Source organism: Curtobacterium sp. NPDC086286, assembly GCF_044746255.1.
GTDB lineage: Bacteria > Actinomycetota > Actinomycetes > Actinomycetales > Microbacteriaceae > Curtobacterium.
The window spans coordinates 76,165-103,059 of sequence record NZ_JBIVBW010000005.1; the positions used below are offsets into that span (position 1 = coordinate 76,165).

General features: G+C 71.2%; 27 protein-coding genes, 4 tRNA genes and 1 pseudogene. 24 read left to right on the forward strand and 8 right to left on the reverse strand.

Annotated features, from left to right (window positions below; all coding sequences use genetic code 11):
• Positions 1–6: 6 nt before the first annotated feature.
• Positions 7–333 carry a DUF4229 domain-containing protein gene (locus tag ACIPKM_RS10550; RefSeq protein WP_071296706.1) on the reverse strand — a complete coding sequence of 109 codons (327 nt, stop codon included), beginning with the start codon at positions 331–333 and terminating at the stop codon, positions 7–9.
• 65 nt (positions 334–398) lie between these two features.
• Between ACIPKM_RS10550 and ACIPKM_RS10555 the strand changes: the two genes are divergently transcribed.
• Together ACIPKM_RS10555 and menD are read left to right on the forward strand one after the other, a co-directional pair.
• Positions 399–797 carry a PLDc N-terminal domain-containing protein gene (locus ACIPKM_RS10555; protein WP_071296707.1) on the forward strand — a complete coding sequence of 133 codons (399 nt, stop codon included), beginning with the start codon at positions 399–401 and terminating at the stop codon, positions 795–797.
• Positions 790–2,538, forward strand: coding sequence for a 2-succinyl-5-enolpyruvyl-6-hydroxy-3-cyclohexene-1-carboxylic-acid synthase (gene menD / locus ACIPKM_RS10560; protein ID WP_071296733.1), 1,749 nt, complete (start codon positions 790–792; stop codon positions 2,536–2,538). The genes ACIPKM_RS10555 and menD overlap by 8 nt, the downstream gene beginning before the upstream one ends.
• Positions 2,539–2,594: 56 nt before the next feature.
• Here menD and ACIPKM_RS10565 read toward each other — a convergent pair whose 3' ends face one another.
• Positions 2,595–3,854, reverse strand: coding sequence for an isochorismate synthase MenF (locus ACIPKM_RS10565; RefSeq protein ID WP_071296708.1), 1,260 nt, complete (start codon positions 3,852–3,854; stop codon positions 2,595–2,597).
• Between the two features lie 59 nt (positions 3,855–3,913).
• Here ACIPKM_RS10565 and ACIPKM_RS10570 point away from each other — a divergent pair, with 59 nt between their 5' ends.
• The 4 genes from ACIPKM_RS10570 to ACIPKM_RS10585 all read left to right on the forward strand — a co-directional run bounded on the left by ACIPKM_RS10570 (position 3,914) and on the right by ACIPKM_RS10585 (position 8,421).
• Complete coding sequence (locus ACIPKM_RS10570) at positions 3,914–4,705, forward strand: demethylmenaquinone methyltransferase (RefSeq protein ID WP_070419487.1); 792 nt, start codon at positions 3,914–3,916, stop codon at positions 4,703–4,705.
• 33 nt (positions 4,706–4,738) lie between these two features.
• The gene (locus ACIPKM_RS10575) at positions 4,739–5,818 is read left to right on the forward strand and encodes a polyprenyl synthetase family protein (protein WP_070418365.1); all 1,080 of its coding nucleotides are present in this window, start codon (positions 4,739–4,741) and stop codon (positions 5,816–5,818) included.
• Between the two features lie 82 nt (positions 5,819–5,900).
• Positions 5,901–7,283, forward strand: a complete 1,383-nt coding sequence (locus ACIPKM_RS10580; protein ID WP_071296709.1) for an FAD-dependent oxidoreductase — start codon at positions 5,901–5,903, stop codon at positions 7,281–7,283.
• A 19-nt stretch (positions 7,284–7,302) separates the two neighbouring features.
• Entirely contained in the window at positions 7,303–8,421 is a 1,119-nt protein-coding gene (locus ACIPKM_RS10585) for a heparan-alpha-glucosaminide N-acetyltransferase domain-containing protein (RefSeq protein WP_402736713.1), read from the forward strand.
• 136 nt (positions 8,422–8,557) lie between these two features.
• Here the strand turns inward: ACIPKM_RS10585 and cls are convergent, their stop codons facing one another.
• On the reverse strand, positions 8,558–10,018 hold the full coding sequence (cls, locus tag ACIPKM_RS10590; protein WP_070418368.1) for a cardiolipin synthase: 1,461 nt from the start codon (positions 10,016–10,018) through the stop codon (positions 8,558–8,560).
• 16 nt (positions 10,019–10,034) lie between these two features.
• Complete coding sequence (locus ACIPKM_RS10595; RefSeq protein WP_069712130.1) at positions 10,035–10,523, reverse strand: YajQ family cyclic di-GMP-binding protein; 489 nt, start codon at positions 10,521–10,523, stop codon at positions 10,035–10,037.
• A 139-nt stretch (positions 10,524–10,662) separates the two neighbouring features.
• Between ACIPKM_RS10595 and ACIPKM_RS10600 the strand changes: the two genes are divergently transcribed.
• The 6 genes and pseudogenes from ACIPKM_RS10600 (at position 10,663) to ACIPKM_RS10625 (ending at position 13,293) form a co-directional block, all read left to right on the forward strand.
• A tRNA-Tyr gene (locus ACIPKM_RS10600) sits at positions 10,663–10,747 on the forward strand.
• A gap of 57 nt (positions 10,748–10,804) precedes the next feature.
• Positions 10,805–11,203 (forward strand): annotated as a pseudogene (locus ACIPKM_RS10605) (inositol monophosphatase family protein); the annotation flags it as partial.
• A 28-nt stretch (positions 11,204–11,231) separates the two neighbouring features.
• A complete protein-coding gene (locus ACIPKM_RS10610) occupies positions 11,232–11,657 on the forward strand; it encodes an inositol monophosphatase family protein (RefSeq protein ID WP_402736778.1) in 426 nt (141 codons plus the stop codon).
• A 113-nt stretch (positions 11,658–11,770) separates the two neighbouring features.
• Positions 11,771–13,024, forward strand: a complete 1,254-nt coding sequence (locus ACIPKM_RS10615) for a M23 family metallopeptidase (protein ID WP_071296712.1) — start codon at positions 11,771–11,773, stop codon at positions 13,022–13,024.
• 91 nt (positions 13,025–13,115) lie between these two features.
• Positions 13,116–13,187: transfer RNA gene (locus ACIPKM_RS10620), tRNA-Thr, on the forward strand.
• Between the two features lie 32 nt (positions 13,188–13,219).
• Positions 13,220–13,293 (forward strand) — tRNA-Met (locus tag ACIPKM_RS10625).
• A 640-nt stretch (positions 13,294–13,933) separates the two neighbouring features.
• Here the strand turns inward: ACIPKM_RS10625 and ACIPKM_RS10630 are convergent.
• A complete protein-coding gene (locus tag ACIPKM_RS10630) occupies positions 13,934–14,305 on the reverse strand; it encodes a hypothetical protein (protein ID WP_071296713.1) in 372 nt (123 codons plus the stop codon).
• Positions 14,306–14,422: 117 nt separating this feature from the next.
• On the opposite strand from ACIPKM_RS10630, the gene ACIPKM_RS10635 reads away from it, so the two are divergent.
• From ACIPKM_RS10635 to ACIPKM_RS10645, 3 genes are read left to right on the forward strand one after another with little or no spacing between them, the layout of a single operon-like run.
• Positions 14,423–14,872, forward strand: a complete 450-nt coding sequence (locus tag ACIPKM_RS10635) for a MaoC family dehydratase N-terminal domain-containing protein (protein ID WP_083295268.1) — start codon at positions 14,423–14,425, stop codon at positions 14,870–14,872.
• A complete protein-coding gene (locus ACIPKM_RS10640; protein WP_071296734.1) occupies positions 14,869–15,294 on the forward strand; it encodes a MaoC/PaaZ C-terminal domain-containing protein in 426 nt (141 codons plus the stop codon). The genes ACIPKM_RS10635 and ACIPKM_RS10640 overlap by 4 nt, the downstream gene beginning before the upstream one ends.
• Positions 15,295–15,296: 2 nt before the next feature.
• Positions 15,297–16,325, forward strand: coding sequence for a UDP-N-acetylmuramate dehydrogenase (locus ACIPKM_RS10645; protein WP_083403534.1), 1,029 nt, complete (start codon positions 15,297–15,299; stop codon positions 16,323–16,325).
• Between the two features lie 76 nt (positions 16,326–16,401).
• Here ACIPKM_RS10645 and ACIPKM_RS10650 read toward each other — a convergent pair whose 3' ends face one another.
• A complete protein-coding gene (locus ACIPKM_RS10650; RefSeq protein ID WP_071296736.1) occupies positions 16,402–17,583 on the reverse strand; it encodes a pyridoxal phosphate-dependent aminotransferase in 1,182 nt (393 codons plus the stop codon).
• Between the two features lie 181 nt (positions 17,584–17,764).
• On the opposite strand from ACIPKM_RS10650, the gene ACIPKM_RS10655 reads away from it, so the two are divergent.
• From ACIPKM_RS10655 to ACIPKM_RS10680, 6 genes are all read left to right on the forward strand, one after another.
• Positions 17,765–17,837, forward strand: a tRNA-Trp gene (locus tag ACIPKM_RS10655).
• A gap of 35 nt (positions 17,838–17,872) precedes the next feature.
• On the forward strand, positions 17,873–18,136 hold the full coding sequence (secE, locus tag ACIPKM_RS10660; RefSeq protein WP_370871658.1) for a preprotein translocase subunit SecE: 264 nt from the start codon (positions 17,873–17,875) through the stop codon (positions 18,134–18,136).
• A gap of 119 nt (positions 18,137–18,255) precedes the next feature.
• Complete coding sequence (nusG, locus tag ACIPKM_RS10665) at positions 18,256–19,305, forward strand: transcription termination/antitermination protein NusG (RefSeq protein WP_071296714.1); 1,050 nt, start codon at positions 18,256–18,258, stop codon at positions 19,303–19,305.
• Positions 19,306–19,447: 142 nt separating this feature from the next.
• On the forward strand, positions 19,448–19,879 hold the full coding sequence (gene rplK, locus ACIPKM_RS10670; RefSeq protein ID WP_022906459.1) for a 50S ribosomal protein L11: 432 nt from the start codon (positions 19,448–19,450) through the stop codon (positions 19,877–19,879).
• Between the two features lie 88 nt (positions 19,880–19,967).
• The gene (gene rplA / locus ACIPKM_RS10675; protein ID WP_070418374.1) at positions 19,968–20,657 is read left to right on the forward strand and encodes a 50S ribosomal protein L1; all 690 of its coding nucleotides are present in this window, start codon (positions 19,968–19,970) and stop codon (positions 20,655–20,657) included.
• Positions 20,658–20,742: 85 nt separating this feature from the next.
• The gene (locus tag ACIPKM_RS10680) at positions 20,743–21,351 is read left to right on the forward strand and encodes a Pr6Pr family membrane protein (RefSeq protein WP_139199277.1); all 609 of its coding nucleotides are present in this window, start codon (positions 20,743–20,745) and stop codon (positions 21,349–21,351) included.
• Here ACIPKM_RS10680 and ACIPKM_RS10685 read toward each other — a convergent pair.
• A complete protein-coding gene (locus ACIPKM_RS10685) occupies positions 21,348–22,067 on the reverse strand; it encodes a YqaJ viral recombinase family protein (protein ID WP_071296716.1) in 720 nt (239 codons plus the stop codon). The two genes, ACIPKM_RS10680 and ACIPKM_RS10685, sit on opposite strands and share 4 nt — an antisense overlap.
• A 135-nt stretch (positions 22,068–22,202) precedes the next feature.
• On the reverse strand, positions 22,203–23,414 hold the full coding sequence (locus ACIPKM_RS10690; protein ID WP_071296717.1) for an ROK family transcriptional regulator: 1,212 nt from the start codon (positions 23,412–23,414) through the stop codon (positions 22,203–22,205).
• Between the two features lie 145 nt (positions 23,415–23,559).
• Here ACIPKM_RS10690 and ACIPKM_RS10695 point away from each other — a divergent pair, with 145 nt between their 5' ends.
• The 3 genes from ACIPKM_RS10695 to ACIPKM_RS10705 all read left to right on the forward strand — a co-directional run bounded on the left by ACIPKM_RS10695 (position 23,560) and on the right by ACIPKM_RS10705 (position 26,854).
• Entirely contained in the window at positions 23,560–24,306 is a 747-nt protein-coding gene (locus ACIPKM_RS10695; RefSeq protein ID WP_071296718.1) for a sugar phosphate isomerase/epimerase, read from the forward strand.
• The gene (locus ACIPKM_RS10700) at positions 24,303–25,460 is read left to right on the forward strand and encodes a Gfo/Idh/MocA family protein (RefSeq protein ID WP_070418379.1); all 1,158 of its coding nucleotides are present in this window, start codon (positions 24,303–24,305) and stop codon (positions 25,458–25,460) included. Before ACIPKM_RS10695 ends, ACIPKM_RS10700 begins: the two co-directional genes overlap by 4 nt.
• A gap of 92 nt (positions 25,461–25,552) precedes the next feature.
• Positions 25,553–26,854, forward strand: a complete 1,302-nt coding sequence (locus tag ACIPKM_RS10705; protein ID WP_070418380.1) for an ABC transporter substrate-binding protein — start codon at positions 25,553–25,555, stop codon at positions 26,852–26,854.
• The last annotated feature ends 41 nt before the right edge of the window (positions 26,855–26,895 follow it).

A 26,895-nucleotide genomic window follows, 5' to 3' on the forward strand; every position in this document is an offset into this window, starting at 1 on the left:
GGCGGGTCAGTCGTCGCGGTGCTCGCGGCGCGCTGCGTGGCGGTCGGCGTCGGAGACCGGCTGCTCGACCGGGGAGTCGCTGTCAGCCGCGTCGACGAAGTCGTCCTCGAAGTCGGTGTCGACGTCGTGCTCCGGCGCCGGTCGACGGTTCGCCAGGCTCTCGGTGACGCGACCGCGCAGCTTCGGCAGGGCGATGTACGAGATGAGCAGCGCCACGAGCGCGGCGACGATCGTCGCCCAGTAGCCGGGCATCGGCGTCAGGAGCAGGAGCAGTGCCAGCGCCGCGGCGAAGATGCCGAGGCGGGCCAGGGTGTACACGAGCCACGCTTTCACCTGCGCAAGTCTACGGATGCGCAACCGGCAGGGACCCCACAGGCTGCCGACCTAGACTCCCGGCCATGATCCGACTGTGGCTGATCGTCGTCGTGGCCGCCGTGGCGTTCACGGTCTACGCGGCGATCGACTGCGCCACGATGCCCCGCGAGCGTGTCCGTTCCCTCAGCCGTGGCGTGTGGGTCCTCCTCGTGATCGTGCTCCCCGTGCTCGGCGGCGTCCTCTGGTTCGTCCTCGGCCGGGCACCCGCGACCCGTCCCGGCGGCGGCTCCGGGTACCGTGGTCCCGAAGACGACCCGGACTTCCTCGGCGGCCCCAGCGGCCCCGAGCAGCACCGCACGGACAAGGACCAGGACGACGAGACCCTCCGAGACCTCGAACAGCAGTTCCGCGAACGAGAACGACGCGCCGACCGAGACCGCCGCGACCAGCACCGCGACGACGACGGCCGCACCGATCGCTGACGGCCCGGCCGGTTCCGGCAGCCCGGCGACCGACTTCGCCGTCGCGCTCCTGACCGAGCTCGCCCGGGCCGGTGTGACCGACGTCGTGGTGAGCCCCGGCTCCCGGTCGCAGGCGCTCGCCCTCGCTGCCGTCGCCGTCGAGCGGGCGGGCGGCATCAGCGTCCACGTCCGGCTCGACGAGCGCACCGCCGGCTTCTTCGCGCTCGGGCTCGCCGTCGAGTCCGGTCGGCCCGCCGCGGTCGTGACCACCTCGGGCACCGCGGTCGCCAACCTGCACCCCGCCGTGCTCGAAGCGCACCACTCCGGTGTGCCGATGATCGTCGTCAGCGCGGACCGCCCCGACGAGCTCCGGGGCATCGGCAGCAACCAGACCACGGTGCAGCCCGGGCTCTTCGGGCCGGCCGTCGCCGTCGTCCGCGACGTCGAGGCACCCACCGCGCACGGGGTCGACGCCGACACCGCCGCCACCGTCCGGGAACTCGTGCGCGAAGTCGTCGCCGCGGCCGCCGGCCACACGGGGCAGCCCGGGCCGGTCCAGCTCAACGTCGCCTTCCGCGAACCGCTGTCGGCCGGACTGGGCGAGGGGACGGTCCAGCCGGTGCCCGACGACGAGGTCGACCTCGCGTTCGCCACCAGGCGGGTGCACTCCGGTCTGCCGGTCGTCGACCTCGCGCCGGACGACGAACCCGCGACGGTCGTCATCGCGGGACACGACGCGGGGGCGGACGCCGAGCGGATCGCCTGGGAGCTCGGTGCGCCGTTGCTCGCCGAGGTGTCGAGCGGTGCGCGGTTCGGGCGCAACCTGGTCGTCACCTACCGTGAGCTCCTGCGCGACCCGGACTTCGGCGGTGCGGTCCGCCGTGCCGTCGTGCTCGGCCACCCCACCCTCAGCCGCGAGGTCCCCGCGCTCCTGCAGCGCGCCGACGTCGAGACGATCGTGGTCCGCGGACCGGGGGCCGATCCCTACGACCCGGCCCGCGCCTCCCGGCCCGACGCCGCGACCACCTTCGTGTCGGACGTCCGCGTGACGGGCCGCACCCGGCCGGAGCACCGCGCCTGGGTCGGCCGGTGGGTCGCCACGAGCCGCGCGCTGCTCGGTGGTGGCGACGCCGGCCCCGACCTCGATGCGAAGCGCTCCGGCGACCGTGCCGAGCGCAACAAGTTCCTCCGCGACGAGGTGGCGCTCCGCCGCCGCGCCGTCGACCGCACGATGCTCGCGGACGCCGTCTGGGGTGCGACCTGGCCGCACGACCGCCTCGTGCTCGGCGCCTCGCAGATCATCCGCGTGGCCGACGGGCACGTCGCGGGCAAGGCGATCCGCGTGCACGCGAACCGCGGGCTCGCGGGCATCGACGGGACGATCTCGACCGCGCTCGGCATCGCCGCCGCGCTCGAGCGTTCCACTGCCTCGGTCGGCACGACACGCGTCCTGCTCGGCGACCTCACGCTGCTGCACGACATCGGGGCGCTCGTGACCGGCACCGAGGAGCACCCGCACCGCGTGCAGGTCATCGTCGGGAACGACGGCGGGGGAGCGATCTTCCGGGGGCTCGAGGTCGCGGCGACGACACCGGAGGCCGACATGCGCCGCATGATGACGACGCCGCAGCACGTCGACGTCGAGCCGGTGGTGACCGGGCTCGGTTGGGAGTACCGGCGCGCGGCGACCTGGGGCGACCTCGAGCGGGTCCTGACGGACCCGGCCGAGCGCGTCGTCATCGAGGTGCCGCTGGCCGACTGAGCGGCACCGGGCCGCGGCCTGCGCGCCGGGCCGGCACCGTGCCTCCTGGCAGTCGGCTAGGCGAGCGCGTCGGTGACCGGTCGGAACTTCAGGGCAGTCTCGGCGACCTCGCGCGCCGGGTCGGACCCGGCCACGATGCCCGCGCCGGCCCACGCCCGCACGGTGCCGTCGTCGGTGATCCGGGCGCTCCGCAACGCGAGCATCCACTCGCCGTCCCCGTTCGCCCCGAGCCACCCGACCGGCCCGGCGTAGCGACCGCGGTCGACGCCCTCGAGCTCGGAGACGAGCCGGACGGCGACGTCGGTCGGGGTCCCCGCGACCGCGGCGGTCGGGTGCAGGGCGTCGGCGACGTCGAGCGAGGTCGTGCCGACGGGCAGCGTCGCCTGGACGTCGGTCGCGAGGTGCCACAGGTTCGGCAGCTGCAACCGGAACGGCTCCGGGTCGGCGCGGAGGTCGGACGCGATCGGGGCGAGCGCGGCCAGCAGGCTCTGGATGGCGAAGCCGTGCTCCTCGACGTCCTTCGCGCTCGCGGCGAGGGCCTCGGCGGCGGCGCGGTCGGACACCGGGTCGGTCCCGCGCGCCGCACTGCCCGCGAGCACGCGCGCCGAGAGTCGGGTGCCGTCGGTCCGGGCGAGGGTCTCGGGCGTCGCGCCGACGATCCCGTCGACGGCGAACGTGACGCACTGCGGGTACGCCTCGGCGAGGTCGAGCAGGATCGCTCGCTGGTCGGCGCCGTCGGGGAGGGTCCCGACGAGGTCCCGCGCCAGCACCACCTTCTCGGCGTCGCCGGCGGTGATCCGCCGGACGGCGTCGGCGACCGTCGTGGCGTAGGCGTCCTCGTCGATGGCACCGGGACGGAGCGCGACGGACACGTGCGGACCGACGTGCGGCACCGGCACCGACGTGCGCGTGAAGGTGAGGGGTTCGGGGTCGAGCGTGGTGTCGACGGCGGTGAGCCAGGCCTTCCCGCGGCGGCGGCCGATCACGACGCGCGGGACGATCAGCACGCTCGTCTCGGTCGAGTCGTCGGCGAACGCGAACGAGCCGAACGCGACGAGCCCGGTGCCGCGCAGCTGCACGGGGTCGTCGACCACGGCGTCGCGGACCAGGGACCGCCAGGCTGCCGAGGCCTCGCGCATCCGGTCCGGGCCGGTGAACGTCCACCGCACGGCCTCGCCGATGCCGACGATCCCGTCGCCGTTCCGGACGAACGCGAGCGGGCTGTCCCGGAGGGTGTGGCGGAGGACGGCGCCCGGGTCGTCGAGGATCCGGGTCGAGACCGTCAGCGGTGGGGCCGCCGTGGTGGTTCGGGTCACCCCACAGATCGTACGCGCCGCGCGGGGAACGTCCGGGCACGACCTCTAGGATGTTGTGGGTGAGCAGAGCGGACCTGAACAAGCGGCCGGACGAGGTGGCGGCCATGTTCGACGACGTCGCCGCGAAGTACGACCTCACGAACGACATCCTCTCGGCGGGCAACGCTCCGCTGTGGCGTGTCGCGACGGTCCGCGCGGTCGACCCCCAGCCCGGCGAGAAGGTGTTGGACATCGCCGCGGGGACGGGCACGAGCGCGGCGGCCTTCGCGAAGAAGGGTGCCGAGGTCACGGCGCTCGACCTCTCCGCGGGCATGATCGCCGTCGGCCGTGAACGCCACCCCGAGATCACCTTCGTCGAGGGCGACGCCGAGCAGCTGCCCTTCGACGACGACACCTTCGACGCCGTCTCGATCTCGTTCGGGCTGCGCAACGTGAACGACCCGATGCAGGCCCTCGGCGAGATGCTCCGGGTCCTCAAGCCCGGCGGTCGTGTCGTCATCTGCGAGTTCTCCACGCCGCCGCTCGCCCTGCTCCGCTTCGGGTACGGCACGTACCTCAAGCGCGTGCTCCCGGGCGTGGCACGGTTGTCCAGCAGCAACCCGGCGGCCTACCGCTACCTCGCCGAGTCGATCGAGGCGTGGCCCGACCAGCAGGTCCTCAGCCAGTGGCTGCGCGGCGTCGGGTTCTCGGTCGTCGCCTACCGGAACCTCACGGCGGGTATCGTCGCACTGCACCGCGGTCGCAAGCCCGTCGCGGGCGAGGTCCGCGAGTCCGTCGCCCGGCGTGCCAAGGCCCGTCGCGAGCACCAGCACACCGGTGAGCAGCCGAGCGTCGACCCCACCGACGCCTGACCGGTCCCTCCACCCCCGAACACGGAGCAGCACTTGAATCCGAGCGTCCCGGTCGCACGTCGCGCACCGAGTCTCCGCGCATCGCTGGGCATCGGCGAGCGACTGTTCGCCACGCCCGCGGAACGCCGGTTCATCGCCGCGGTCGACGACGGCCTCGAGCTCGTCGAGCAGGGGCTCGAGGAAGCCATGCGCTCCACCGACACCCTCGCCGACACCACGAGCCGGTACCTGCTGTCGGCCGGGGGCAAGCGGATCCGGCCGACGCTCACGCTCCTCATCGCGCAGCTCGGTGACGGGGTGACCGACGCGGTCGTGAAGGCCGCCGTGAGCATCGAGACGACCCACCTGGCGTCGCTCTACCACGACGACGTCATGGACGAAGCGCCCGTCCGACGCGGTGTCCCCGCGGCCCACGTGACCTACGGCAACAACGTGGCGATCCTCACCGGCGACCTGTTGTTCGCTCGTGCCAGCCTCATCACGGCCGACCTCGGCACCGAGGGCATCCGGATGCAGGCGGAGACCTTCCAGCGGCTCTGCATGGGGCAGCTCCACGAGACGACGGGCCCCCAGCCCGAGGACGACCCGGTCGAGCACTACATCCAGGTGCTCAGCGACAAGACCGGCTCGCTCATCGCGACGGCAGCCCGTGCCGGTGTGATGTTCTCGGGCGCCGACCGCACGTACCTCGACGCCGTCGGCACGTTCGGTGAGAAGGTCGGCGTGGCCTTCCAGCTCGTGGACGACGTGATCGACCTCGCCCCCGCGAAGGCCAAGACCGGCAAGATCGCCGGCAACGACCTGCGTGCCGGCGTCGACACCCTGCCGCTGCTGCAGCTCAAGCGCCTCGCCGCGACCGGTGCCCCCGACGCGGTGGACCTGCTCGGGCGCATCGAGCGTGACGTGAACGCCGCACCGGACGACGTCGTCGACTCGGCGCCGTACCAGTCCGCCGTGGCCGCCCTGCGCGAGCACGAGGCGACCGCCGCGACCCGTGCCGTCGCGGTCCGCTGGGCGACGGACGCCGTCGACGCCCTCGCACCCCTGCCGGACGGCACCGTCAAGCGGGCACTCGTCCGCTTCGCCGAGTCCGTCGTCGAACGCAGCCGCTAGCGCCGGACCGCCGCGGAGACCGACGGTCCCGCCCCTCGAACCCCCTCGGGAGCACCCCACCCGAACGAACTGGAGACGATCAGTGCCCACCCTCCGAGTCGCCATCGTCGGCGCAGGCCCCGCCGGCATCTACGCCGCCGACATCCTGCTGCGCGAGGCCCACGGCCACGACGTGTCGATCGACCTGTTCGAGCAGCTGCCCGCCCCCTACGGCCTGGTCCGCTACGGCGTCGCCCCGGACCACCCGCGCATCAAGGGCATCGTCAACGCGCTGCGCGACGTGCTCGACCGCGGTGTCGTCCGGCTGTTCGGCAACGTCCGCTTCGGCGAGGACATCACCCTCGACGACCTCCGGCAGCACTACCACGCGGTCGTGTTCTCGACGGGTGCGATCAAGGACGCCGACCTCGACGTCCCCGGTGTCGAGCTCGAGGGGTCGTACGGCGCCGCCGAGTTCGTCAGCTGGTTCGACGGCCACCCCGACGTCCCGCGCACGTGGCCGCTCGAGGCCGAGAGCGTCGCGGTGATCGGCAACGGCAACGTCGCCCTCGACGTCTCGCGCATCCTCGCGAAGCACGCCGACGACCTGCTGCCGACCGAGATCCCCGCGAACGTGTACGAGGGGCTCAAGGCGTCCCCGGTCACCGACGTGCACGTGTTCGGCCGCCGCGGCCCGGCGCAGGTGAAGTTCACCCCGCTCGAGCTCCGCGAGCTCGGCGAGCTCCGCGACGTCGACATGATCGTCTACGACGAGGACTTCGACCACGACGAGGCCTCGAAGACCGCCATCGCCACGAACAAGCAGGTCATGGTGATGAACCGCGTCCTCGAGCAGTGGCGCACCCGTGAGACCGGCCAGGCGAGCCGCCGACTGCACCTGCACTTCTACGCGAAGCCCCTCGAGTTCGTCGGCGAGGACGGCAAGCTCACCGCCATCCGGTACGAGCGCACGCGGCCGAACGGCCAGGGCGGCGTCGAGGGCACGGGCGAGATCCGCGAGATCCCGATCCAGGCCGCCTACCGCGCGGTCGGGTACTTCGGCTCGCCGTTGCCGGGCGTCCCGTTCGACGAGCGCCACGGTGTCATCCCGAACCACGAGGGCCAGGTCCTCGACGACGACAACCAGCAGGTCCCGGGCGTCTACGCGACCGGCTGGATCAAGCGCGGCCCCGTCGGGCTCATCGGCCACACCAAGTCCGACGCGATGGAGACCGTCCAGCACATCGTGAACGACCAGGCGAGCTGGTGGACCCCGGCCGACCCGTCCGAGGGCGCGATCCCGGCCCTGCTCGCCGAGCGTGGTGTCGAGTACACCGACCTCGACGGTTGGCACAACCTCGACACCCACGAGCTCGCCCTCGGCGAGGCCGAGGGCCGCGAGCGCATCAAGGTCGTCCCGCGCGAGGACATGGTCGACGTGTCCCTCGGCCGCGTCGACGCCCGCACGGGCTCGGCGACGAGCTGACCGGCGGACCGCGAACGCCATGACGACCGCACGCCCCGCACCGCCCACCGCGCTGCGGGGCGTGTCCGTCTCCGGGGTCCGGCTCGAGGGCGTCGACGTCGCCCGTGCGCTGGCGCTGCTCGGCATGATGGCGACCCACGTCGGGGGCATCGCCGACCAGGTCGACTGGTCGGACCCCGGCACCTGGGCCGCCGTCGCCCACGGCCGGTCGTCGTCGCTCTTCGCGGTGCTCGCCGGCGTCTCGATCGGTCTGACGAGCGGTCGGACGTCGCCGCCCGGCCCGCCGCGGATCGGTCGGGTCCGTGGCCGGCTCGCGATCCGCGCGCTCGTCGTCGTCGCGGTCGGCCTGCTGCTCATGGCGCTGCAGACCCCGATCTACGTCATCCTCCCGACGTACGGCGTGCTGTTCCTGCTGGCGATCCCGGTGCTCCGGGTCCGTGCGCGCTGGCTGCTGGTCCTCGCCGCGGCGTGCGCCGTGCTGTCGCCCGTCGTCGCCCTCGGCATCGTCCCGCTCTACGCGGACGCCGGCATGTGGGAGGTCCAGCTCGGCCTCGTCTACCCCGTGGTCACCTTCCTGGCGTACGTGCTGGTCGGTCTCGCGGTCGCCCGTGTCGGACTGGAGGGACGGCGCACCCAGGTGGTCCTCCTCGCGTCCGGCGCGGTGGTCGCCGCCCTCGCCTACCTCGTCGGCAACGCGGTCGCGCCGGTGCCCGCCGACGCCGGGTTCGCGTTCCCCGGTGTGCCGTACGCGGGCGAGGGGAGCACCGCCGCCGAGGCCACGGCGCAGCTGTTCCTGTCGCCGCGGGACCACTCCTCGTCGATCGTCGACGTCGTGGGGACCGCGGGAGTGGCCGTCGCCGTCATCGCGCTCTGCACGCTGGTGTTCGACGGGCGGGGCGAGGTCGTCCGACGCATCGGGTACCCGTTGGCTGCCGTGGGGTCGATGCCGCTCACGGTCTACGCGGGGCACCTCGTCGTGCTCGCGGCGCTGCCGACGTACCCGGACTCGGCGGCGGCGTGGGGCTGGTTCGCGCTGGGGTCGATCGTGTTCGCGATGCTCTGGAGGCGGTTCCTCGGGAGGGGGCCGCTCGAGCGCGTGACCGCCCGACTCACCCGCCTGGTGCCGGACCCGCGCTGACCGCCCCCGCCGCCGCGCACCCGCACCCGCTCCCGCGCACCCGCGCGCGGCACCGCCACCGCGCACCCGCGCCCGGGCGACCACCCGCGGCCCGCACCTGCCCGCCGGTCGCGACCCGCGCCTCCTGGGCCGGCCGCTACTGCAGCGCCGCCGTGAGCCGCGCGACGTTGTCGAGCACCTGCGACCGACGCGGCCGCTCCACCCACGCGTCGAGCGTCAACTCGAAGCTGTGCTCCTTGTAGGCGTCCTGGACCTCGCGCAGCGCATCGACGAAACGGCTGCCGCGGACCATCACGGAGACCTCGAGGTTGAGGCTGAACGACCGCATGTCCATGTTGCTCGACCCGATCACCGCCACGTCGTCGTCGATCGTGAAGTGCTTCGCGTGCAGGATCGTCGGCGCCCGGTACAGCCAGATCTTCACGCCGGCCCGGAGCAGCCCCTCGTAGTAGGAGCGCTGCGCGTGCCACGTCATCGCGTGGTCGCCCATCTCGCCGACGAACAGCTCGACCTCGACCCCGCGCTGCGCCGTCGTGGTGATGGCGTAGAGCATGGAGTCGTCGGGGACGAAGTACGGCGAGGTGATCGACACCTTCTGCTGGGCCGAGTAGAGCAGGGCGTTGAAGAGGCGCAGGTTGTTCTCGCCGTCGAACCCGGGGCCGGACGGGACGACCTGGCAGTCGAGTGCGTCACCGCGGTCGGCCCGCTGGACGGGGTCGCTCTCGCGGAGCAGCAGCTCGTCGGTCTCGCTGTACCAGTCGGTCACGAACAGGGCGTTGAGCCCGGCGACGACGGGACCCTCGAACCGCGCGAAGAGGTCCTTGTACTGCATGCCCTTGTCGATGTGGGACTTCAGGTCGTAGGACTTGTCGATGAGGTTCTGCGACCCGGTGAACGCGATCGACCCGTCGATGACCACGATCTTCCGGTGGTTGCGGAGGTCCGGGCGCTGGAACTTCCCCTGCAACGGCAGCAGCGGGAGCATGAGGTGCCACTCGATGCCCGCGCGGTCCATGAACGCGAGGGTGTCCTTGTAGCCCGGGTAGCCGCGGCTCGCCCAGTGGTCGAGCAGGACCCGGACGGTGACGCCGCGGGCCTGGGCGCGGGCGAGCGCCTCGAAGAACGGGCGCGTGGTGTCGTCGAGGGTCGCGATGTAGAACTCGACGTGCACGAACCGCCGCGAGCCGTCGATCGCGCGGGTCATCTCGGCGATCGACTCGTCGTAGTCGGGGTAGAGCTCCGCGGAGTTGCCGCCCACCAGGGGCATGGCGCCGAGTTCGCGGTTCAGGCGGGTGATGCTGTCCAGCCACGCCGGCCACGGGTGGTCGCGCCGGACGCGCTCGATCCCCTCGGTCTGCTCGAGGATGTACGCGTTGATCTCGGTCTGCTTCTCACGCCGGGCGTGCGGGAGCTTCGTCGACCCGATGACGAGGAAGACGATGAACCCGATGTAGGGGATGAGGAAGATCGCCAGCAGCCAGGCCGTCGCGGTCTGCGGCTTCCGGTTGATCGGGACGTAGATGATCGAGAAGACGCGGATCGCCAGGTCCAGCAGGACCAGGAAGACCGTGATGGCGACGGTGAGCCAGTGCTCCACAGCGGCGGGCGGCGCGTCAGCGGAAGTTGATGAACTGCAGCGGCACGTCGAACTCTTCACCCTTGAGGAGCTGGATCGTGTTCTGCAGGTCGTCGCGGCTCTTCGAGGAGACGCGCAGTTCGTCGCCCTGGATCTGGTTCTTCACGGTCTTCGGGGCGTTGGCCCGGAGGAACGCGCCGATCTTCTTCGCCACGTCCTGCTCGATGCCGTTCTTGAACTTCACCTCGATGCGGTACTCCTTGCCCGACGGGTACGGGTCGCCCGCGTCGAGGCTCTTGAGGCTGATGTTCCGCTTGATCGCCTTGCTCTGCAGGACGTCGAGGACGGCCTTCGCGCGCTCTTCGGAGTTCGCCTTGATGAGGACGTCCTCACCGCTGAACGCGATCGATGCGTCGGCGCCCTTGAAGTCGTACCGCTGCTCGATCTCCTTGGCGGCCTGGTTGAGGGCGTTCTCCGCCTCCATCTTGTCGACCTTGCTGACCACGTCGAAGGAACTGTCTGCCATGCGGGACAGCCTAACGGCGGACGGGAGGCGCGGTTCGGCACCCGTGGATCGGCCCGCGGTGGTCACGAGCACCGTCTCGGATCGGCTATGCTTTCATGCGCGCCTTCGGTTGGTGACTACACGGGCCGGGTGCGCACATGGCAAGTTACCCAAGCGGCCAAAGGGATCTGACTGTAAATCAGCCGGCGTAGCCTTCGGGGGTTCGAATCCCTCACTTGCCACCATCGGAACGGCCCCGTCCTCATCGGACGGGGCCGTTCCGTTTCCGCGAGGATGGACGCATGCCCTCCGACCTCACCCCCGTCCAGTTCGCCGACCTCGCCGAGTCCATCGCCCGTGAGGCAGCAGCGCTCGCCGCGCGCCGACGGGTCGAGGGGGTCGAGGTCGCCGACCGGAAGTCGAGCATCGTCGACGTGGTCACGGCTGCCGACCGTGAGGTCGAGGCACTCGTCCGGGCACGGATCGCCGAGGCCCGGCCGGACGACGCGTTCTTCGGTGAGGAGTCCGGCACCGGCGCGGGGACCTCGGGCATCACGTGGGTGGTCGACCCGATCGACGGCACGGTCAACTACCTCTACGGCAGCGCCGAGTACGGCGTGAGCATCGGCGTGGTGCGCGGCCCGGCCGACCCGACCTCGTGGGAGCCGATCGCCGGCGTGGTCGTCCAGCCCGCGACCGGCGTCGTGTTCCGCGCGGCCGCCGGCGAGGGTGCCACGCGCGACGGGGTCCCGCTGCACGTCGGGACGCCGGCCTCGCTCGCCGAGACGCTCGTCGCCACCGGCCTCGCTCGCCGAGACGCTCGTCGCCACCGGCTTCGGGTACACCGCCGAGCGCCGACGGCAGCAGGTCGCGGTGCTCGCCGGACTCATCGGCGAGGTCCGCGACATCCGCCGTGGGGGAGCGGCCTCGCTGGACTGCTGCGCGGTGGGCGTCGGCACCGTGGACGCCTACTACGAGCGCGGGATCAACCCGTGGGACATGGCAGCCGGGTCGATCGTCGCCCGTGAGGCCGGCGCCGAGACCCGGATCTGGGAGGCCGGCGGCACGCGGTCGTTCCTCTTCGCCGCACCCGCGGTCGCGGACGAGCTCGCGGACCTGCTGCGGCGCCTTGAGGAGTCCGCGCTCGCCGGGTGAGGACATCCCGAGGACTGGCGTCTCCCGGATGCTCCTGCTAGCGTGCTCGGGTCCCGTTATCTGCTCGTTACCAACGAGCGCGTCTCGCCCCGATCAGGATCCACGCCGAACACATGCCCCACGCTCCCCTCACGCCCGTGCACACCGACGGCTCCGCGGACGCTCCCGCACCGGTCGTCCACCTGACCCGACGGGCCCGCATCGAGGCGGAACGCGCGGCGGCGACGGCGTCCTCCGGGGGAGCACCGGAGCGCGTCGAGCACCCGACGGCCGTGGCGGGGACGAGCCGCGCCTCCCGGGCCGCCCTCGGTGACGCGACCTTCGACGACCTGGTGAGCCCGGGGGCACCCGCGACCCCGGCCGCACCCGTGTCGCCCATCGACCTCGCGCCGGCCTCGCCCGCGATGCCCGCGGCGACCGCATCGCCCGTGACGCCGCCGGCGCCCTCGTCGCCGGTCGTGGCTGCTGCCCCGGCGGTCGCGGCACCCATACCGTCCGCGCCGGCCGCGCGCCGTGTCCTCGGACAGGTGCCGGCGTCCCGTCGGACCGGGCGTGCCACCACCGCCCCGGTGCAGGCCGACCGGGCCACGCGCCACATCGCTCGCACTGCTCCCGCTGCAGCGACTCCGGTCGCCGGGGTCGCGCCGCGTGCCGCGCGGGGGTCGCAGGGTGCGTCGTTCCGTCGGGCGGCCTCGCGGGTGACGGCCGTCGGCGCGCTGCTGTTCGTCGCGGGGCTCGTCGTGTCGACCTCGCTGCCCGCACAGGCGCTGTACACCCCCGAGCCCGGCTCGACGTCGGCGCGGGCGACGGCCTCGGGTGACACGCAGTCCCTCAGTGTCGGTGCCGGTGCGACCGACGCCGAGACGAACCGCGACCAGTACTCGGTGTCCTCGGCGACGCAGTACAAGAACGTCGACTCCTCGAGCTTCACGAACGACCCGAACGGCACGATCCAGTGGCCGTTCCTGACCGGTGTGCCGATCACCTCCGGGTTCGGCGGACGCCAGGTCGAGGGGTGCTCCTTCTGCTCGACGAACCACATGGGCGTCGACTTCGCTCCGGGTGAGGGCACGCCGATCCGGGTCATCGCCGCCGGCACCGTGCTCAAGGTGCAGGCGAACGACGGCGGCTTCGGCAACGACGTCTGGGTCGAGCACGACGTCGACGGGAAGCAGTTCGTCAGCGTCTACGGCCACATGGAGGACAACTCCTTCAAGGTCGTCAAGGGCCAGCAGGTCGAGGTCGGCGACGAGCTCGGTCTGGTCGGCAGCACCGGTAACTCGACCGGTCCGCACCTGCACCTCGAGGTGCACGTCGACGGTGTCCCCGTGGACCCGCTGGCGTGGCTCGAGGCCAACGCGAACTAGCGGTTCCACGCGGCACGCCCGGGCGTCACGGCCGGTTCCTGACCACCGTCGCGGGTCTGCTATCCTCGTGTGGTGCCGCCGAGCGGCACATGCCCCGATAGCTCAGTGGTAGAGCACTTCCATGGTAAGGAAGGGGTCGTCAGTTCAATCCTGACTCGGGGCTCCGACCCGGTGCGGTAGTCGTGCCGGATCCTTGGCGGGGTAGCTCAGTTGGTTAGAGCACACGACTCATAATCGTGGGGTCGCGGGTTCAAGTCCCGCCCTCGCTACCGCAAGCCCGGCGATCCGTTCGCCGGGCTTTCGTCGTTCGCGGGCGGTGCCGCGCGCGTGCGCGTGCGCGTGCGCGTCTCGCGTGCGGGTCGGCGTTGGCGTCGGTGCGCGTCGCAGCGTGGGCTGCGGCGTCGAACCACGTTCCCGACGTCGAACCGGGCCCGCGACCTGGTTCCGTGTCGTTCCCGTGGTTCGTCCCGGCGCCCGCTCTTGGCGGGGCAGCGCCGCGGCGCTGCCGTGCCCCGCGCGTGGCGTCGGGTGCCTGCGCACAACGCAAGTCGCCCCGAACCGCGGGAGTGCGCGGTTCGCCGTGCCTTGCGTTGTGCGGCACGCGTGCCGGCGCGGGCGACCGCTCGCCGTCGCGGTCCGCGCGCGGCGTCGAACGACGTTCCCGACGTCGAACCGGCCCCACGGCCTGGTTCCGTGTCGTTCCCGTGGTTCGTTCCCGTCCGCGGCGCCGGCGCGGCCGGGCGCCGGCCGCGCCGGGCGCCTGCGCACAACGCAAGTCGCGCCGAACCGTGCGAAGACGCGGTTCGCAGCGATTTGCGTTGTGCGGCGGCCGGCGACGCGCCTGCGCGGCCCACGCCCGCGCGGCGCGGGCGGCGCGGCCCGCGCGGCCCGCGCCACGCCCGCGCGGCGCTACCGCGCGCTGAGCACGCCCGCCTGCCGCAGCGCCCGCTCGATCACCGCGGCCGTGCTGCGCCAGGCATCGTGCCGCCGCTTCGCACCGATCTCCCCGCCCGACACCGCGGTGCCGTGCCCGGAGTGCCGCAGCGTGATCGTGGTCGACGTCCCCGTGACGGTCGTCGAGAGCTCGTACCGCCGGAACTCCCGCGACGGGTGCACGAGCGCCCCGAGCAGGATCGTGAGCACCCGGTTGCCCGTCGTCGCGGTGAGCGTCCCGCCCGTCGACTCGACGTGGTGCCCCGCCTGCTGCAGTGCGGCGCCGGCGGCCTCCATCGCGGTGCAGCGGTCGCCCGTGTGCACGGCGAACTCGGTCGTGTGGTCCATCGTTCCTCCCCATCCCCGGAGATCGGTGTCGGTTCCCCCGAACCGCGTCGGGTCAGCATAGCCGATGCATACTCATGAACACAGGCCCCCCGAGCGGGCGTCGCTAGACTGCCGGACGTGTCTGTGAACCCCGAGCTCGTCGGCAGGACGTTCCCGCCGGCCCAGCCCTACCTGGTCGGTCGCGAGAAGGTGCGCGAGTTCTCCCGCGCCGTGTTCGCGACGAACCCGATCCACCACGAGCCCGAGGCCGCCCGCGCCGCCGGCTACGACGACGTCGTCGCCCCGCCGACCTTCGCGGTCGTCGTGCAAGAGGCCACGCTCGCCCAGCTCCTCGCCGAGCCCGACGCCGGCATCGACTTCTCCCGCGTGGTCCACGGCGAGCAGGCCTTCGCCTACGAGCGACCGATCGTCGCCGGGGACGAACTCACCGCGACCCTGACCGTGACGAGCGTGAAGACCCTCGGCGGCAACGCCATGGTCACCGCCGAGAGCACGATGAACGACGCCGCGGGGGAGCACGTCGTCACGGCGACCTCCACCCTCGTGGTCCGAGGAGACGACGCATGACCACCGCACCCGTGACCGCGCTCGAGGTCGGCACCGTCGTCGCCGAGCGCGAGGTCCACATCACCCGCGACTCGCTCGTCCGCTACGCCGGCGCGTCCGGCGACTTCAACCCGATCCACTACCGCGACGACGTCGCCGCCTCCGTCGGGCTGCCCGGTGTCCTGGCGCACGGCATGCTCACGATGGGACTGGCCGTGCAGCCGGTCTCCGAGTGGCTCGGCGACCGCGGCTGGGTGGTCCGCTACGGCGTCCGGTTCACCCGCCCCGTGGTCGTCGACCCGGAGCAGGGCGCCACCGTCGGCGTCGTCGCCAAGGTCGGCACCGTCGACGACGACGGCCGTCCGCAGCGCATCGACCTCACCGTGACCGCCGCCGGGCAAACCGTGCTCGGCAAGGCGCAGGTCACGGTGGCGTTCCGCTGACCGTGACGGAGTCGGTGCTCGCCGACCTCACGACGCTGCGCGTCGGTGGTCCCGCGGCGCGGCTGCTCACGGCGTCGACCACCGACGAGCTCGTCGCGCACGTCACGGCGGCGTGGGACGACGACGAGTGGCTGGTCCTCGGCGGCGGCAGCAACCTGCTCGTCGCCGACGACGGCTTCGACGGCACCGTCGTGCTCGTGCGCACGACGGGCATCGAGCACGACGCGGACGACGACGGCGTCACCGTCCGCGTCGCGGCCGGTGAGCCGTGGGACGCGTTCGTCGCCACGACGGTCGAGAACGGGTGGACGGGCCTGGAGGCGCTGAGCGGCATCCCGGGCACCGTCGGCGCCGCCCCCGTGCAGAACATCGGCGCCTACGGGGTCGAGCTGTCCGACGTGCTCACCCGGATCGAGTTCCTCGACGCGTCGACGGGGGAGCGCGCGTGGGTCCCAGCGGCCGAGCTGGCGCTCGGCTACCGCACCTCGACCCTCAAGCACGGACGGCGCGGTGCCGTGCTGACGGTCGAGTTTCGGCTCGGTACCGTCAGTGCCGCCGGGGTCCCGGTCCGCTACGCCCAGCTCGCCGGGTCGCTCGGTGTCGAGCTCGGGGCGTTCGTCGAGCCGGCGACGGTGCGGTCCGAGGTCCTGCGGCTCCGGGGGTCCAAGGGCATGGTCCTCGACGCGGACGACCACGACACGTGGAGCGCGGGGTCGTTCTTCACGAACCCGATCGTGTCCGCCGCCTTCGCCGAGACCCTGCCGGCCGAGGCACCGCGCTGGCCGGCGGGCGACGACGTCAAGCTCAGCGCCGCATGGCTCATCGAGCACGCCGGCGTCCACCGCGGGTACGCCGTCCCCGGGTCCCGCGCCGCGATCTCGTCGAAGCACACGCTCGCGCTGACGAACCGCGGGGGAGCGACCGCCGCCCAGGTGGCCGAACTCGCCCGCTACGTCCAGGTGACCGTCCTGAACCGCTTCGGTGTCTCGCTCGTGCCGGAACCCGTCGTGGTGGGCGACCTGCTCGCCTGAGCCGAGCCGCGCCTCCTGGCCCGCGACGCGGAACGGCCCACCTCGACGAGGTGGGCCGTTCTGCATCGACGGGTGACTACGCGAAGAACTTCGCGAGCCGCGCGACGCCCTCGGCGATGTCGTCGTCACCGAGCGCGTACGACAGGCGGAGGTAGCCGGAGGGGCCGAACGCCTCACCGGGGACGACCGCGACCTCGGCGTGCTCGAGGATGAGGTCGGCGAGTTCGAGCGTCGTGGTCGGAGTCGAGCCGGCCCACTCGCGGCCGAGGAGCGCCGTGACGTCGGGGTAGACGTAGAAGGCGCCGTGCGGGGTCGGCGTGACGAAGCCCGGGATCGCGTTCAGACCCGCGACGATCGCCTGACGACGGCGGTCGAAGGCCTCGCGCATGGCCGTGACGGGCTCTTGCGGGCCGGTCAGCGCGGCGATCGCGGCGCGCTGCGACACGTTCGACACGTTGCTCGACAGGTGCGACTGCAGGTTCGACGCCGCCTTGACCGCGTCGGACGGGCCGATGAACCACCCGACACGCCACCCGGTCATCGCGTACGTCTTCGCGACGCCGTTGACGAGGATCGTCGTGTCGGCGAGGGCCGGGACCGCTTCGAGGATGCCGGTGAACCGCACACCGTCGTACACGAGGTCCTGGTAGATCTCGTCGCTGATGACCCAGATGCCGTGCTCGAGCGCCCACTCGCCGATGGCCTTCGTCTGCTCGGCGGTGTACACCGAGCCGGTCGGGTTCGACGGCGAGCAGAACAGCAGCGCCTTGGTCTTCGGGGTGCGGGCTGCCTCGAGCTGGTCGACCGTGACGAGGTAGTCCTGGTCGCTGCCGGCGAAGACCTCGACGGGGACGCCCCCGGCGAGCCGGATGGCCTCGGGGTAGGTGGTCCAGTACGGCGCCGGCAGGAGGACCTCGTCGCCGTCGTCCACGATCGTCTGGAACGCCTGGTAGACGGCCTGCTTGCCGCCGTTCGTGACGATCACCCGGGCGGGGTCGACGGTGATGCCGGACTCGCGGGCGGTCTTCTCGGCGATCGCCTGCTTGAGCTCGGGCAGGCCGGTCGCGGGCGTGTACCGGTGGTTCTTCGGGTCCTGCGCTGCCTGCACGGCGGCGTCGACGACGTGCTGCGGCGTGGCGAAGTCCGGCTCGCCGGCGGCGAACGAGATGACCGGGCGACCGGCGGCCTTGAGCGCCTTGGCCTTCGCATCGACCTTGAGCGTCGCGGACTCGGCGATCGCGGCGATGCGGGACGCGATGCGCGGCCGATCGGTGGTCGCGGCAGCGGGGTGGGCGGTGGACTCGGGGCCTGGGGCTTCGGTGCTCACGGGGCCCAGCCTACCGGCGCGGCACGCCGGAGCATCCGTCAAGTGGACACCGTGTGACGGACTCCCGTACACTCGACCACCGGAACACGGATCGGTGACGAACCGTGTCCGAAGGGCGGTGGCTCAATTGGTAGAGCAGCGGTCTCCAAAACCGCAGGTTGCAGGTTCGAGTCCTGTCCGCCCTGCACATCTGGAAGGGTAGAAGTTGGCGAGCAAAGACATGGAGACGACGGCGGATGACGTCGTCGCCAAGGCGAAGCAGGACCGGGCCGAGCGCCGTGGTCCGTTCGCTGCCATCGTGCTCTTCATCCGTCAGGTCCTCGGCGAGCTCCGCAAGGTGGTCACGCCGACCCGCAAGGAGCTCTTCAGCTACACGGGCGTCGTCCTGGTCTTCGTCGTCGTGATGATGATCCTGGTGTCGGTCCTCGACTTCGTGTTCGGACTCGGCGTCGGGTACGTGTTCGGCAACGGGCCGACGGCCTGAGCCGGACGCCGGCTGTCCTGACCGCTCGCGGACAGGAGTACGGTCGCCCGAGACGGCGCCGGTCGTGAACCGATCCGCCCGCCAACCCGATCCGCATCACCGAACGGAAAGATTCGACAGTGTCTGACAACTCCCGCGACGACATCGACCTCGCCACGGCTGCCGAGCAGTCCTCCGAAGTCGAGGAGAACCAGGAAGGCGACGTCGAGACCGGCGAGGAGCGTTCGGCCGAGTCCGCCGAAGAGCGAGCCATCGAGATCGAGGACGAGAACGACGAGTCCCTCGGCCTGAGCGACGAGCCCGACGACGGCACCGTCGACGCCGGCATCGACGAGGCGCTCACCGCGCTGGCCGAGTCGCGCGACCCCGAGGCCGACGCCGTCGTGGACGACGCGCTCGAGATCGACACCGCCGACGAGGCCGAGGCCGCCGTCGAGGCAGTCGAGGACGAAGAAGAGGTCGAGCTGGAAGCAGAGACCGCGGCCGAGGCCAACGCGACCCTCGCCGCCGACGAGGCCCTCGACGCTGAAGAAGCCGAAGAAGAGGCCGAGGTCGACCCGTACGAGGCCTTCAAGGCCGAGCTGCGGATGAAGCCGGGCAAGTGGTACGTCATCCACTCCTACGCGGGCTTCGAGCGCCGCGTGAAGTCGAACATCGAGAACCGCATGGTCTCGATGTCGATGGAGGACTACATCTACCAGGTCGAGGTCCCGATGGAGGACGTCGTCGAGATCAAGAACGGGCAGCGCAAGCTGGTCACCCGCGTCCGGATCCCCTCGTACGTGCTCGTCCGCATGGACCTCAACGAGGACTCGTGGTCCGTCGTCCGGCACACCCCGGGTGTCACCGGCTTCGTCGGCAACGCCCACAACCCGACGCCGCTCCGCTTCGACGAGGCGTTCGGCATGCTGAAGTCCCTGGTCCAGGTGGCCGAGGCCGCTCCGACCAAGGGCGGCGCGAAGGGCTCCGGCGGCGCACAGTCCCAGCCGGCGGCCGAGGTCGACTTCGAGATCGGCGAGACGATCACCATCAAGGAAGGCTCGTTCGCGGGTCTCCCGGGGTCGATCTCCGAGATCAAGCCGGAGAGCGGCAAGCTCACGGTCCTCGTCTCGCTGTTCGAGCGCGAGACCCCGGTCGAGCTCAGCTTCGACCAGGTCACCAAGCTGTAGTCCAACCCGATCATCGGGTAGACTCAACGAGTTTGGCCCCGCACGCTTCGTGCGTGCGGGGCTTCACCGCGGTCCGGAACGGCCGGGCCAGCGGGAGAGTGCACGGATCCCCGTGCGTTCGATTCCAGGAGGAAGACAAGTCATGGCACCGAAGAAGAAGGTCACGGGCCTGATCAAGCTGCAGATCAACGCGGGCGCCGCCAACCCGGCCCCGCCGATCGGTCCGGCGCTCGGTCAGCACGGCGTCAACATCATGGAGTTCTGCAAGGCGTACAACGCGGCGACCGAGTCGCAGCGTGGCAACGTCGTGCCGGTCGAGATCACCGTCTACGAGGACCGTTCGTTCACGTTCGTCCTCAAGACCCCGCCGGCGGCAGAGCTGATCAAGAAGGCCGCGGGTGTGCAGAAGGGTTCCGCGACCCCGCACACGGTCAAGGTCGCGAAGATCTCGATGGACCAGGTCCGTCAGATCGCCGAGACCAAGCAGGCCGACCTGAACGCCAACGACATCGAGCAGGCCGCGAAGATCATCGCCGGCACCGCTCGCTCGATGGGCATCACGGTCGAGGCGTAAGCCCCACCTGCTCAGGCACACAACCGAACACCCTTCCGTGGGAGAGCCGCGCCGGCTCGTCAACCACGTAGCTCCCAAGGAGAACACCATGGCGAAGAAGTCCAAGGCCTACCAGGCCGCGGCCGCGAAGATCGAGGCCGACAAGTTCTACACCCCCACCGAGGCAGTCGCCCTCGCGAAGGAGACCGGTTCCACCAAGACCGACTCCACCGTCGAGGTCGCCCTGAAGCTCGGCGTCGACCCGCGCAAGGCGGACCAGATGGTCCGTGGCACGGTCATCCTGCCGCACGGCACGGGCAAGACCGCCCGCGTCATCGTCTTCGCGGTCGGCGCAGCGGCTGAGGCCGCCATCGCCGCCGGCGCCGACGAGGTCGGTGGCGACGAGCTCATCGCGAAGGTCGCCGAGGGCTACACCGCCTTCGACTCCGCCGTCGCGACGCCGGAGCTCATGGGCAAGGTCGGTCGTCTCGGTAAGGTGCTCGGCCCGCGTGGCCTCATGCCGAACCCGAAGACCGGCACCGTGACCCCGAACGTGGCGCAGGCCGTCAACGACATCAAGGGCGGCAAGATCGAGTTCCGCGTCGACAAGCACGCCAACGTGCACTTCGTCGTCGGCAAGGCCTCGTTCACGCCGGAGCAGCTCGACGAGAACATCTCGACCGCGCTCGAGGAGATCAACCGCCTCAAGCCGAGCGCCTCGAAGGGCCGCTACATCATGAAGGGCGCCGTCTCGACGACCTTCGGCCCGGGCATCCCGCTCGACGTCAACAGCATCTGAGTCATCTGACCCAGTGAAGGACCCGCACCGCTCCCGGTGCGGGTCCTTTCGCGTACCCGGCGCGGTGTGCCGGTAGCGTGGCCTGGTGCGCACCCTCGTGAACTCGCTCCGGCTGCTCGCGGTCATCGCCGTCGTGGCCGCCATCGTCGGGCAGTGGCTGGTCAGCTCGAAGCTCCCGAGCTACAACCCGTGGAACTTCTTCGGCTACTTCACGATCCAGTCGAACATCATCATCGCGTTGGCATTCGCCGTGACCCTCGTCGCGGCGGCCCGCCGGAAGCGCGGGGACCTGCGCGTGAGTCTGTTCCGCGGCGCGGCGACGGTGTACATCGCGACGACCGGGATCGTCTACAACACCCTGCTCACCGGGGTCGACGTGTCGGCGAACGTGCAGTGGTCGAACGACATCCTGCACAAGGTCCTCCCCGCGTACGCGGTGCTGGACTGGCTGCTGTTCTCCGACCGGTCGAAGCTCCTGCTCCGGCACGTGTGGTGGTTCCTCGTCTACCCGGCCGTCTGGACGGTCGTGGTGCTGGTCCGCGGTGCGACGGACGGATGGGTGCCGTACCCGTTCCTGAACCCTGACCTGGGCTACGGCGTCGTGGCGCTGTACTGCCTCGGGGTGGCGGTGTCGATCGTCCTGCTCGGCGTGCTCGTCATCGGGATGAGTCGCCTGCGGATCGTGAAGGTCTAGCTCCGGAAGTCGCGCAGCCGGTCGAGCACGAGGTCGGCGAGCTGGATCAGCCCGCGGATCTGGTCGTCGTCGCGGTCGACCCACCGGCACTCGGGCTCGTCGGCGACCGGCACGAAGCCGTCGTGGCGTTCCCAGACGAACAGGGTGCGGTCGGCACCGAGCACGTACTGCTGCCACCAGATCTGGCGGAGGTAGTGGCGGGGGATGCTCCGCCAGCCCTTGCCGGTGGTCTTGATCTCGGCGAGGACGACCCGCGACGAACCGTCGACGCCGACGCCGTCCGGGGTCGCGAGGTGGGCGCGGTTGGTGGCGGCGTGGAACAGGTGTGCGGACGGCTGGATGCCGTGCGTCGCGGCGACCCAGGCGGCGATGACCGGTTCGCGTTCCTTGCCGTGCTCCGTGTACGAGTTGCCGGAGAACCGCGAGCCGTACCGCTTGTCGGTGACGACCGCGTCGACGGCGCGCAGGGAGGCGAGCCGGGCGACGTCGGTGGCGGTGATGCCCATGGCGCGGGCGCGGAGCCACGCGACGCGGTCGGACGAGTGCGCGACGATGCGCTCGGTGTGCCCGCGGAGCGCGGTGAACGCGTCGTGGACGACGGGGCCCGATGCCGTGGAGCCGGCCACGGGTGCGACCGACGCCGGCGTGCCGGGGGCGGGTTGCGCCTCCAGGCCGGGGTCCAGGTCGCCCCACAGGGTGGGCTGCACGATCGTCACCCGTCGATTCTCTCCCCACGCACCGACGAGACGAAACCGACGCACCGGCGGACCCACGGACGCGACGCACCGGCAGACGCACGGACGCGACGCACCGGCAGACGCACCGGCGGACGCACGGACGCGACGCACCGGTCAGGAGACCAGCTGGCGCCCCTCGGCGAACGTCACCAGCTCGTCGACCCCCGCGGGGGAGAGCGCGTACCCGATGGCGAGCGCCGCCGCTCCCTGGAGCGCCGCGAGCGACCCGGCCCGCGACTGCGCGATCACCAGGTGTTCCGTGGCGAGGGGCATGGAGCGGGAGTAGACGACCTCTCGGACCCCGGCGAGGAGGTGCTCCCCGGCCTGCGTGATCGATCCGCCGAGCGCGATGACCGACGGGTTCATGAGCGAGACACACGTGGCGAGGACCTCGCCGATGTCACGTCCGGCCTGGCGCACCGCCTGGATGGCGTCGAGGTCCGAGCGGTTGACGAGTTCGAGGACGTCCGCGCTGGAGTGCACGTCGTGCCCCTTCGCGCGGAGTCGTCGGGCGATGGCCGGACCGGAGGCGACGGCCTCGAGGCACCCGGTGTTCCCGCAGTGGCACGGCACGTCACCGGCGCTCGAGACCCGGACGTGACCGATGTCACCCGCGGTGCCCTGCGCGCCGCGCTGGAGCTCGCCGTCCGAGACGATCCCGGAGCCGATGCCGGTGGCGACCTTGACGAAGAGCAGGTGGTCGACGCCCGGCCAGCCGTGCTCGCGCTCCCCGAGTGCCGCGATGTTCACGTCGTTGTCGAGCAGGACGTGGGCGGCGATGTGCGCGCGCAGCCATCCGGGCACGTCGAAGCCGTCCCAGCCCGGCATGATCGGCGGGTTCGCGGGGCGTCCGGTGGAGAACTCGACCGGCCCCGGGACGCCGATGCCGATCGCGATGACGTCGTCCCGGGCGCGGCCGACCTCGTCGAGGAGCGCGTCGATCGTCTCGACGAGCCACGTCAGGGTGGGGACCGGGCCGGCCGCGATGTCGATGCGTGCCTCGCGGGTGGCGAGCGGCTCGGCGATGAGGTCGGTGACGGCGACGCGGCCGTGGGAGGCCCCGAGGTCGGCGGCGATGACCAGGCGTGCGCGGGGCATGAGCGCCACCTGCGCAGGCGGGCGTCCGCCCGTGGACGCCGCGGTGTCCACGGGTCCGACGAGCCCGACCTCGATGAGGGCATCGAGGCGCACGCCGATCGTGGAGCGCGCGAGTCCCGTCAGGCTGGCGAGCTCGGCCCGGGTCCGCGGCACGCCGTCGCGGAGGATCTGGAAGAGCTCGCTCGTCCCGACCGGAGGCGACGCTGCCGTCCGGTTCAAGTCGACCATGTGGGGGAGTGAAGCACACATCGAACGCGCCACGCAACGAAGTTCGTCGAAGAACCACGAACTTCTGCTTGACCGCCGACAAAAGTGGTCATAGTGTGACGCTCGGTCGACGACGACCACACCATCTCGACGAGGAGAACCCCTGGTGACCCAACCGCTCTCGGTCCAGCTCTACACAGTCCGCGACGCCCTCGCTGCCGATCTGCCCGGCACGCTGCAGCGCATCGCCGAAATCGGCTACACGAACGTCGAGGCCTTCGGATTCGTCGACCGCGCCGAGGCGCTGCGCGATGCCCTCGCCGCGGCCGGACTGCAGAGCCCGAGCGGCCACGCCCGGCTCCTCGACGCCGGCGAGCAGGACCTCGAGCAGATCTTCCACGCGAGCGTCACCGTCGGCCTCACGACCCTGATCGACCCGCACATCGACGAGGCCCGCTGGACCACCCGCGAGGACGTCGAGGCCATCGCCCGCGAGCTGAGCGCCCTCGCGCCGCGCGCAGCGGACCACGGTCTCACTCTCGGCTACCACAACCACGCGTTCGAGTTCTCTAACCGCATCGACGGCGTCTCCGCCTACGAGGTCTTCGCCGACGCGCTGTCCGACGACGTCGTGCTCGAACTCGACACCTACTGGGTGAAGGTCGGCGGCGACGACCCGGTGGCGATCATCGGCAAGTACGGCGACAAGGTCCAGTTCCTGCACGTCAAGGACGGCGACGGTTCGCACGACGACAAGAAGCAGGTCGCGGTGGGCAACGGTGTCATGCCGATCCGCGAGATCATCGCCGCGGCGCCGGACGCGCTGCACGTCGTCGAGCTCGACGACCACGAGGGCGACGTCTTCCAGGCCGTCACCGACTCCTACACGTTCCTCGAGGGGGCCCGCGCATGACCGACACCACCACCGCGACCGACACGCAGGTCGACGCCACCGAGACCACCCGCACCGGCCCGGTCGGCGTCGGCGTCATCGGCGCCGGGGTCATCTCGGACCAGTACCTCTCGAACCTCACGGTCTTCCCCGACGTGACGGTGCACTTCATCGCCGACATCGACCTGCCCCGCGCAGCGGCCCAGGCGGAGAAGTGGGGCGTCGCCGGATCCGGCACGGTGGAGGAGCTCCTCGCGAACGACGACATCGAGATCGTCGTCAACCTGACGATCCCGGCCGCCCACGTCGAGGTCGCCCTGCAGGCCCTCGCCGCCGGCAAGCACGTCTGGGGCGAGAAGCCCTACGCCCTCGACCGTGCGAGCGCCGCCGAGCTGCGCGACGCCGCCCGTGCCGCCGGCAAGACCGTCAGCGTCGCCCCGGACACGTTCCTCGGCGCCGGGCTCCAGACTGCGCTGCGCACCATCCGCGACGGTCGCATCGGCACCCCGCTCAACGGCCTGACGCTCTTCCAGAGCCCCGGCCCGGAGTCGTGGCACCCGAGCCCCGAGTTCCTCTTCGCGTACGGCGCCGGCCCGCTGTTCGACATCGGCCCGTACTACATCACGACCCTCGTGCAGGCGTTCGGCCCCGTGAAGAAGGTCACCGCGACCGCGTCGAAGTCCCGCGCGACCCGCACCATCGGCTCCGGCCCGAAGGCGGGCACCGAGTTCCCGGTCGAGGTCCCGACGAACCACTCGGCCCTCATCGAGTTCGAGAACGGCGGCAGCGCGCAGAGCGTCTTCTCGTTCGAGTCCGACCGCGGCCGCACCGGCTTCGTCGAGATCGCGGGCGAGACCGGCACGGTCGTGTTCCCCGACCCGAACAACTTCGACGGCGACACCGAGCTGTACGCACTCGGTTCCGAGGAACCCGAGACGATCCCCGCCGTGGGGTCCACCTACTCGCGCGGCACCGGCGTGGTCGACCTGGCCCGCTCGCTCCGTGCAGGAGAGGAGAACCGGGTCCCCGGTGCCCTCGCCTTCCACGTCCTCGACGTGATGGTCTCCATCGCCGAGGCAGCCGAACGTGGTGAGGCGGTGCTCGTGGAGAGCACCGTCGCACCCTCCCCGACCCTCCCCGAGGGCTGGGACCCCGCGGCGTCGACCCTGGCCTGACCGGCCGGAGCGGCACCGCACACACAGCAGCACCCGACAGCACGACCAGTACCACCCCCTGCACCATCTCAACGACGAGAAAGTAGAGAGTCATGCGCACTGCCATCCGCGCACTGGCCATCACCGCGGCCGCGGCACTCACCGTGACCGGCCTCGCAGCCTGTTCCTCCGGAGGCTCCGGTTCGTCCGGCGACTCCAAGACGCTCACCTACTGGGCGTCCAACCAGGGCACGTCGCTCCAGAACGACAAGGAGGTGCTGACCCCCGTCCTCAAGAAGTTCACCAAGGAGACCGGGATCAAGGTCGACCTCCAGGTCATCGGCTGGAACGACCTGCAGAACAAGATCCAGACCGCCGTCACCTCGGGCCAGGGCCCGGACGTCGTCAACATCGGCAACACCTGGGCGACCTCGCTCCAGGCCACCGGCGCCTTCCAGGAGTTCGGTGACTCGGAGATGAAGGCGATCGGCGGGTCCGACAAGTTCGGCAAGGTCGCGCTCTCGACCGGTGGCGCGCCCGGCAAGACCGTCACGAGCGTCCCGCTCTACGGCCTCGCCTACGGCCTGTACTACAACAAGAAGATGTTCTCGGACGCCGGCATCGAAGCGCCGACCACGTGGGAGGACCTCACCGCCGACGCGAAGAAGCTCACCTCGGGTGACAAGTACGGCTTCACCATCGCCGGTGGCTCGTACACCGAGAACTCGCACTTCGCGTTCATCACCTCCGCCCAGAACGGCGGCGAGTGGTTCGACAAGGACGGCAAGCCGACCTTCACCCAGAAGGCGAACGTCGACGGCATCAAGCGCTACCTCGACCTGATGCAGTCCGACAAGGTCGTCAACCCGTCGAACGCGCAGTACGACAACGGCACCCAGGCCGTCTCGGACTTCGCGAACGGCAAGGCCGCGATGATGCTCACGCAGAACAACGCGAACGCGACCATCACGTCGCAGGGCATGAAGACGGACGAGTTCGGCGTCGTGCCGTTCCCGACCACCGCTGACGGTCAGGACATCGCGTCCTTCCCGGCCGGCATCAACCTGTCGATCTTCAAGAACACGAAGAACAAGGACGGCGCGCTCAAGTTCGTCAAGTACATGACGAGCGCGGACACGCAGACGACGCTCGACAAGCCGTACTCGGCGCTGCCGGTGCTCGCCGCGGCTGCTGACTCGGTCACCGACGAGCAGACGAAGACGTTCCTCGACATCTACAACAACAAGGCGAAGCCGCTCCCGCTGGTGCCCGCCGAGGACCAGTTCGAGTCCACGGTCGGCAAGGCGATGAACGACATGTTCGCCAAGATCGCGACCGGTTCCACCGTCTCGGACAGCGACATCAAGTCGGCGCTCCAGACCGCCCAGGACCAGGTGTCCCAGGCCGCTGGTTGATCCGCCCAGGAGGCCCGGGTCGCGTCCGCAAGGACGCGTCC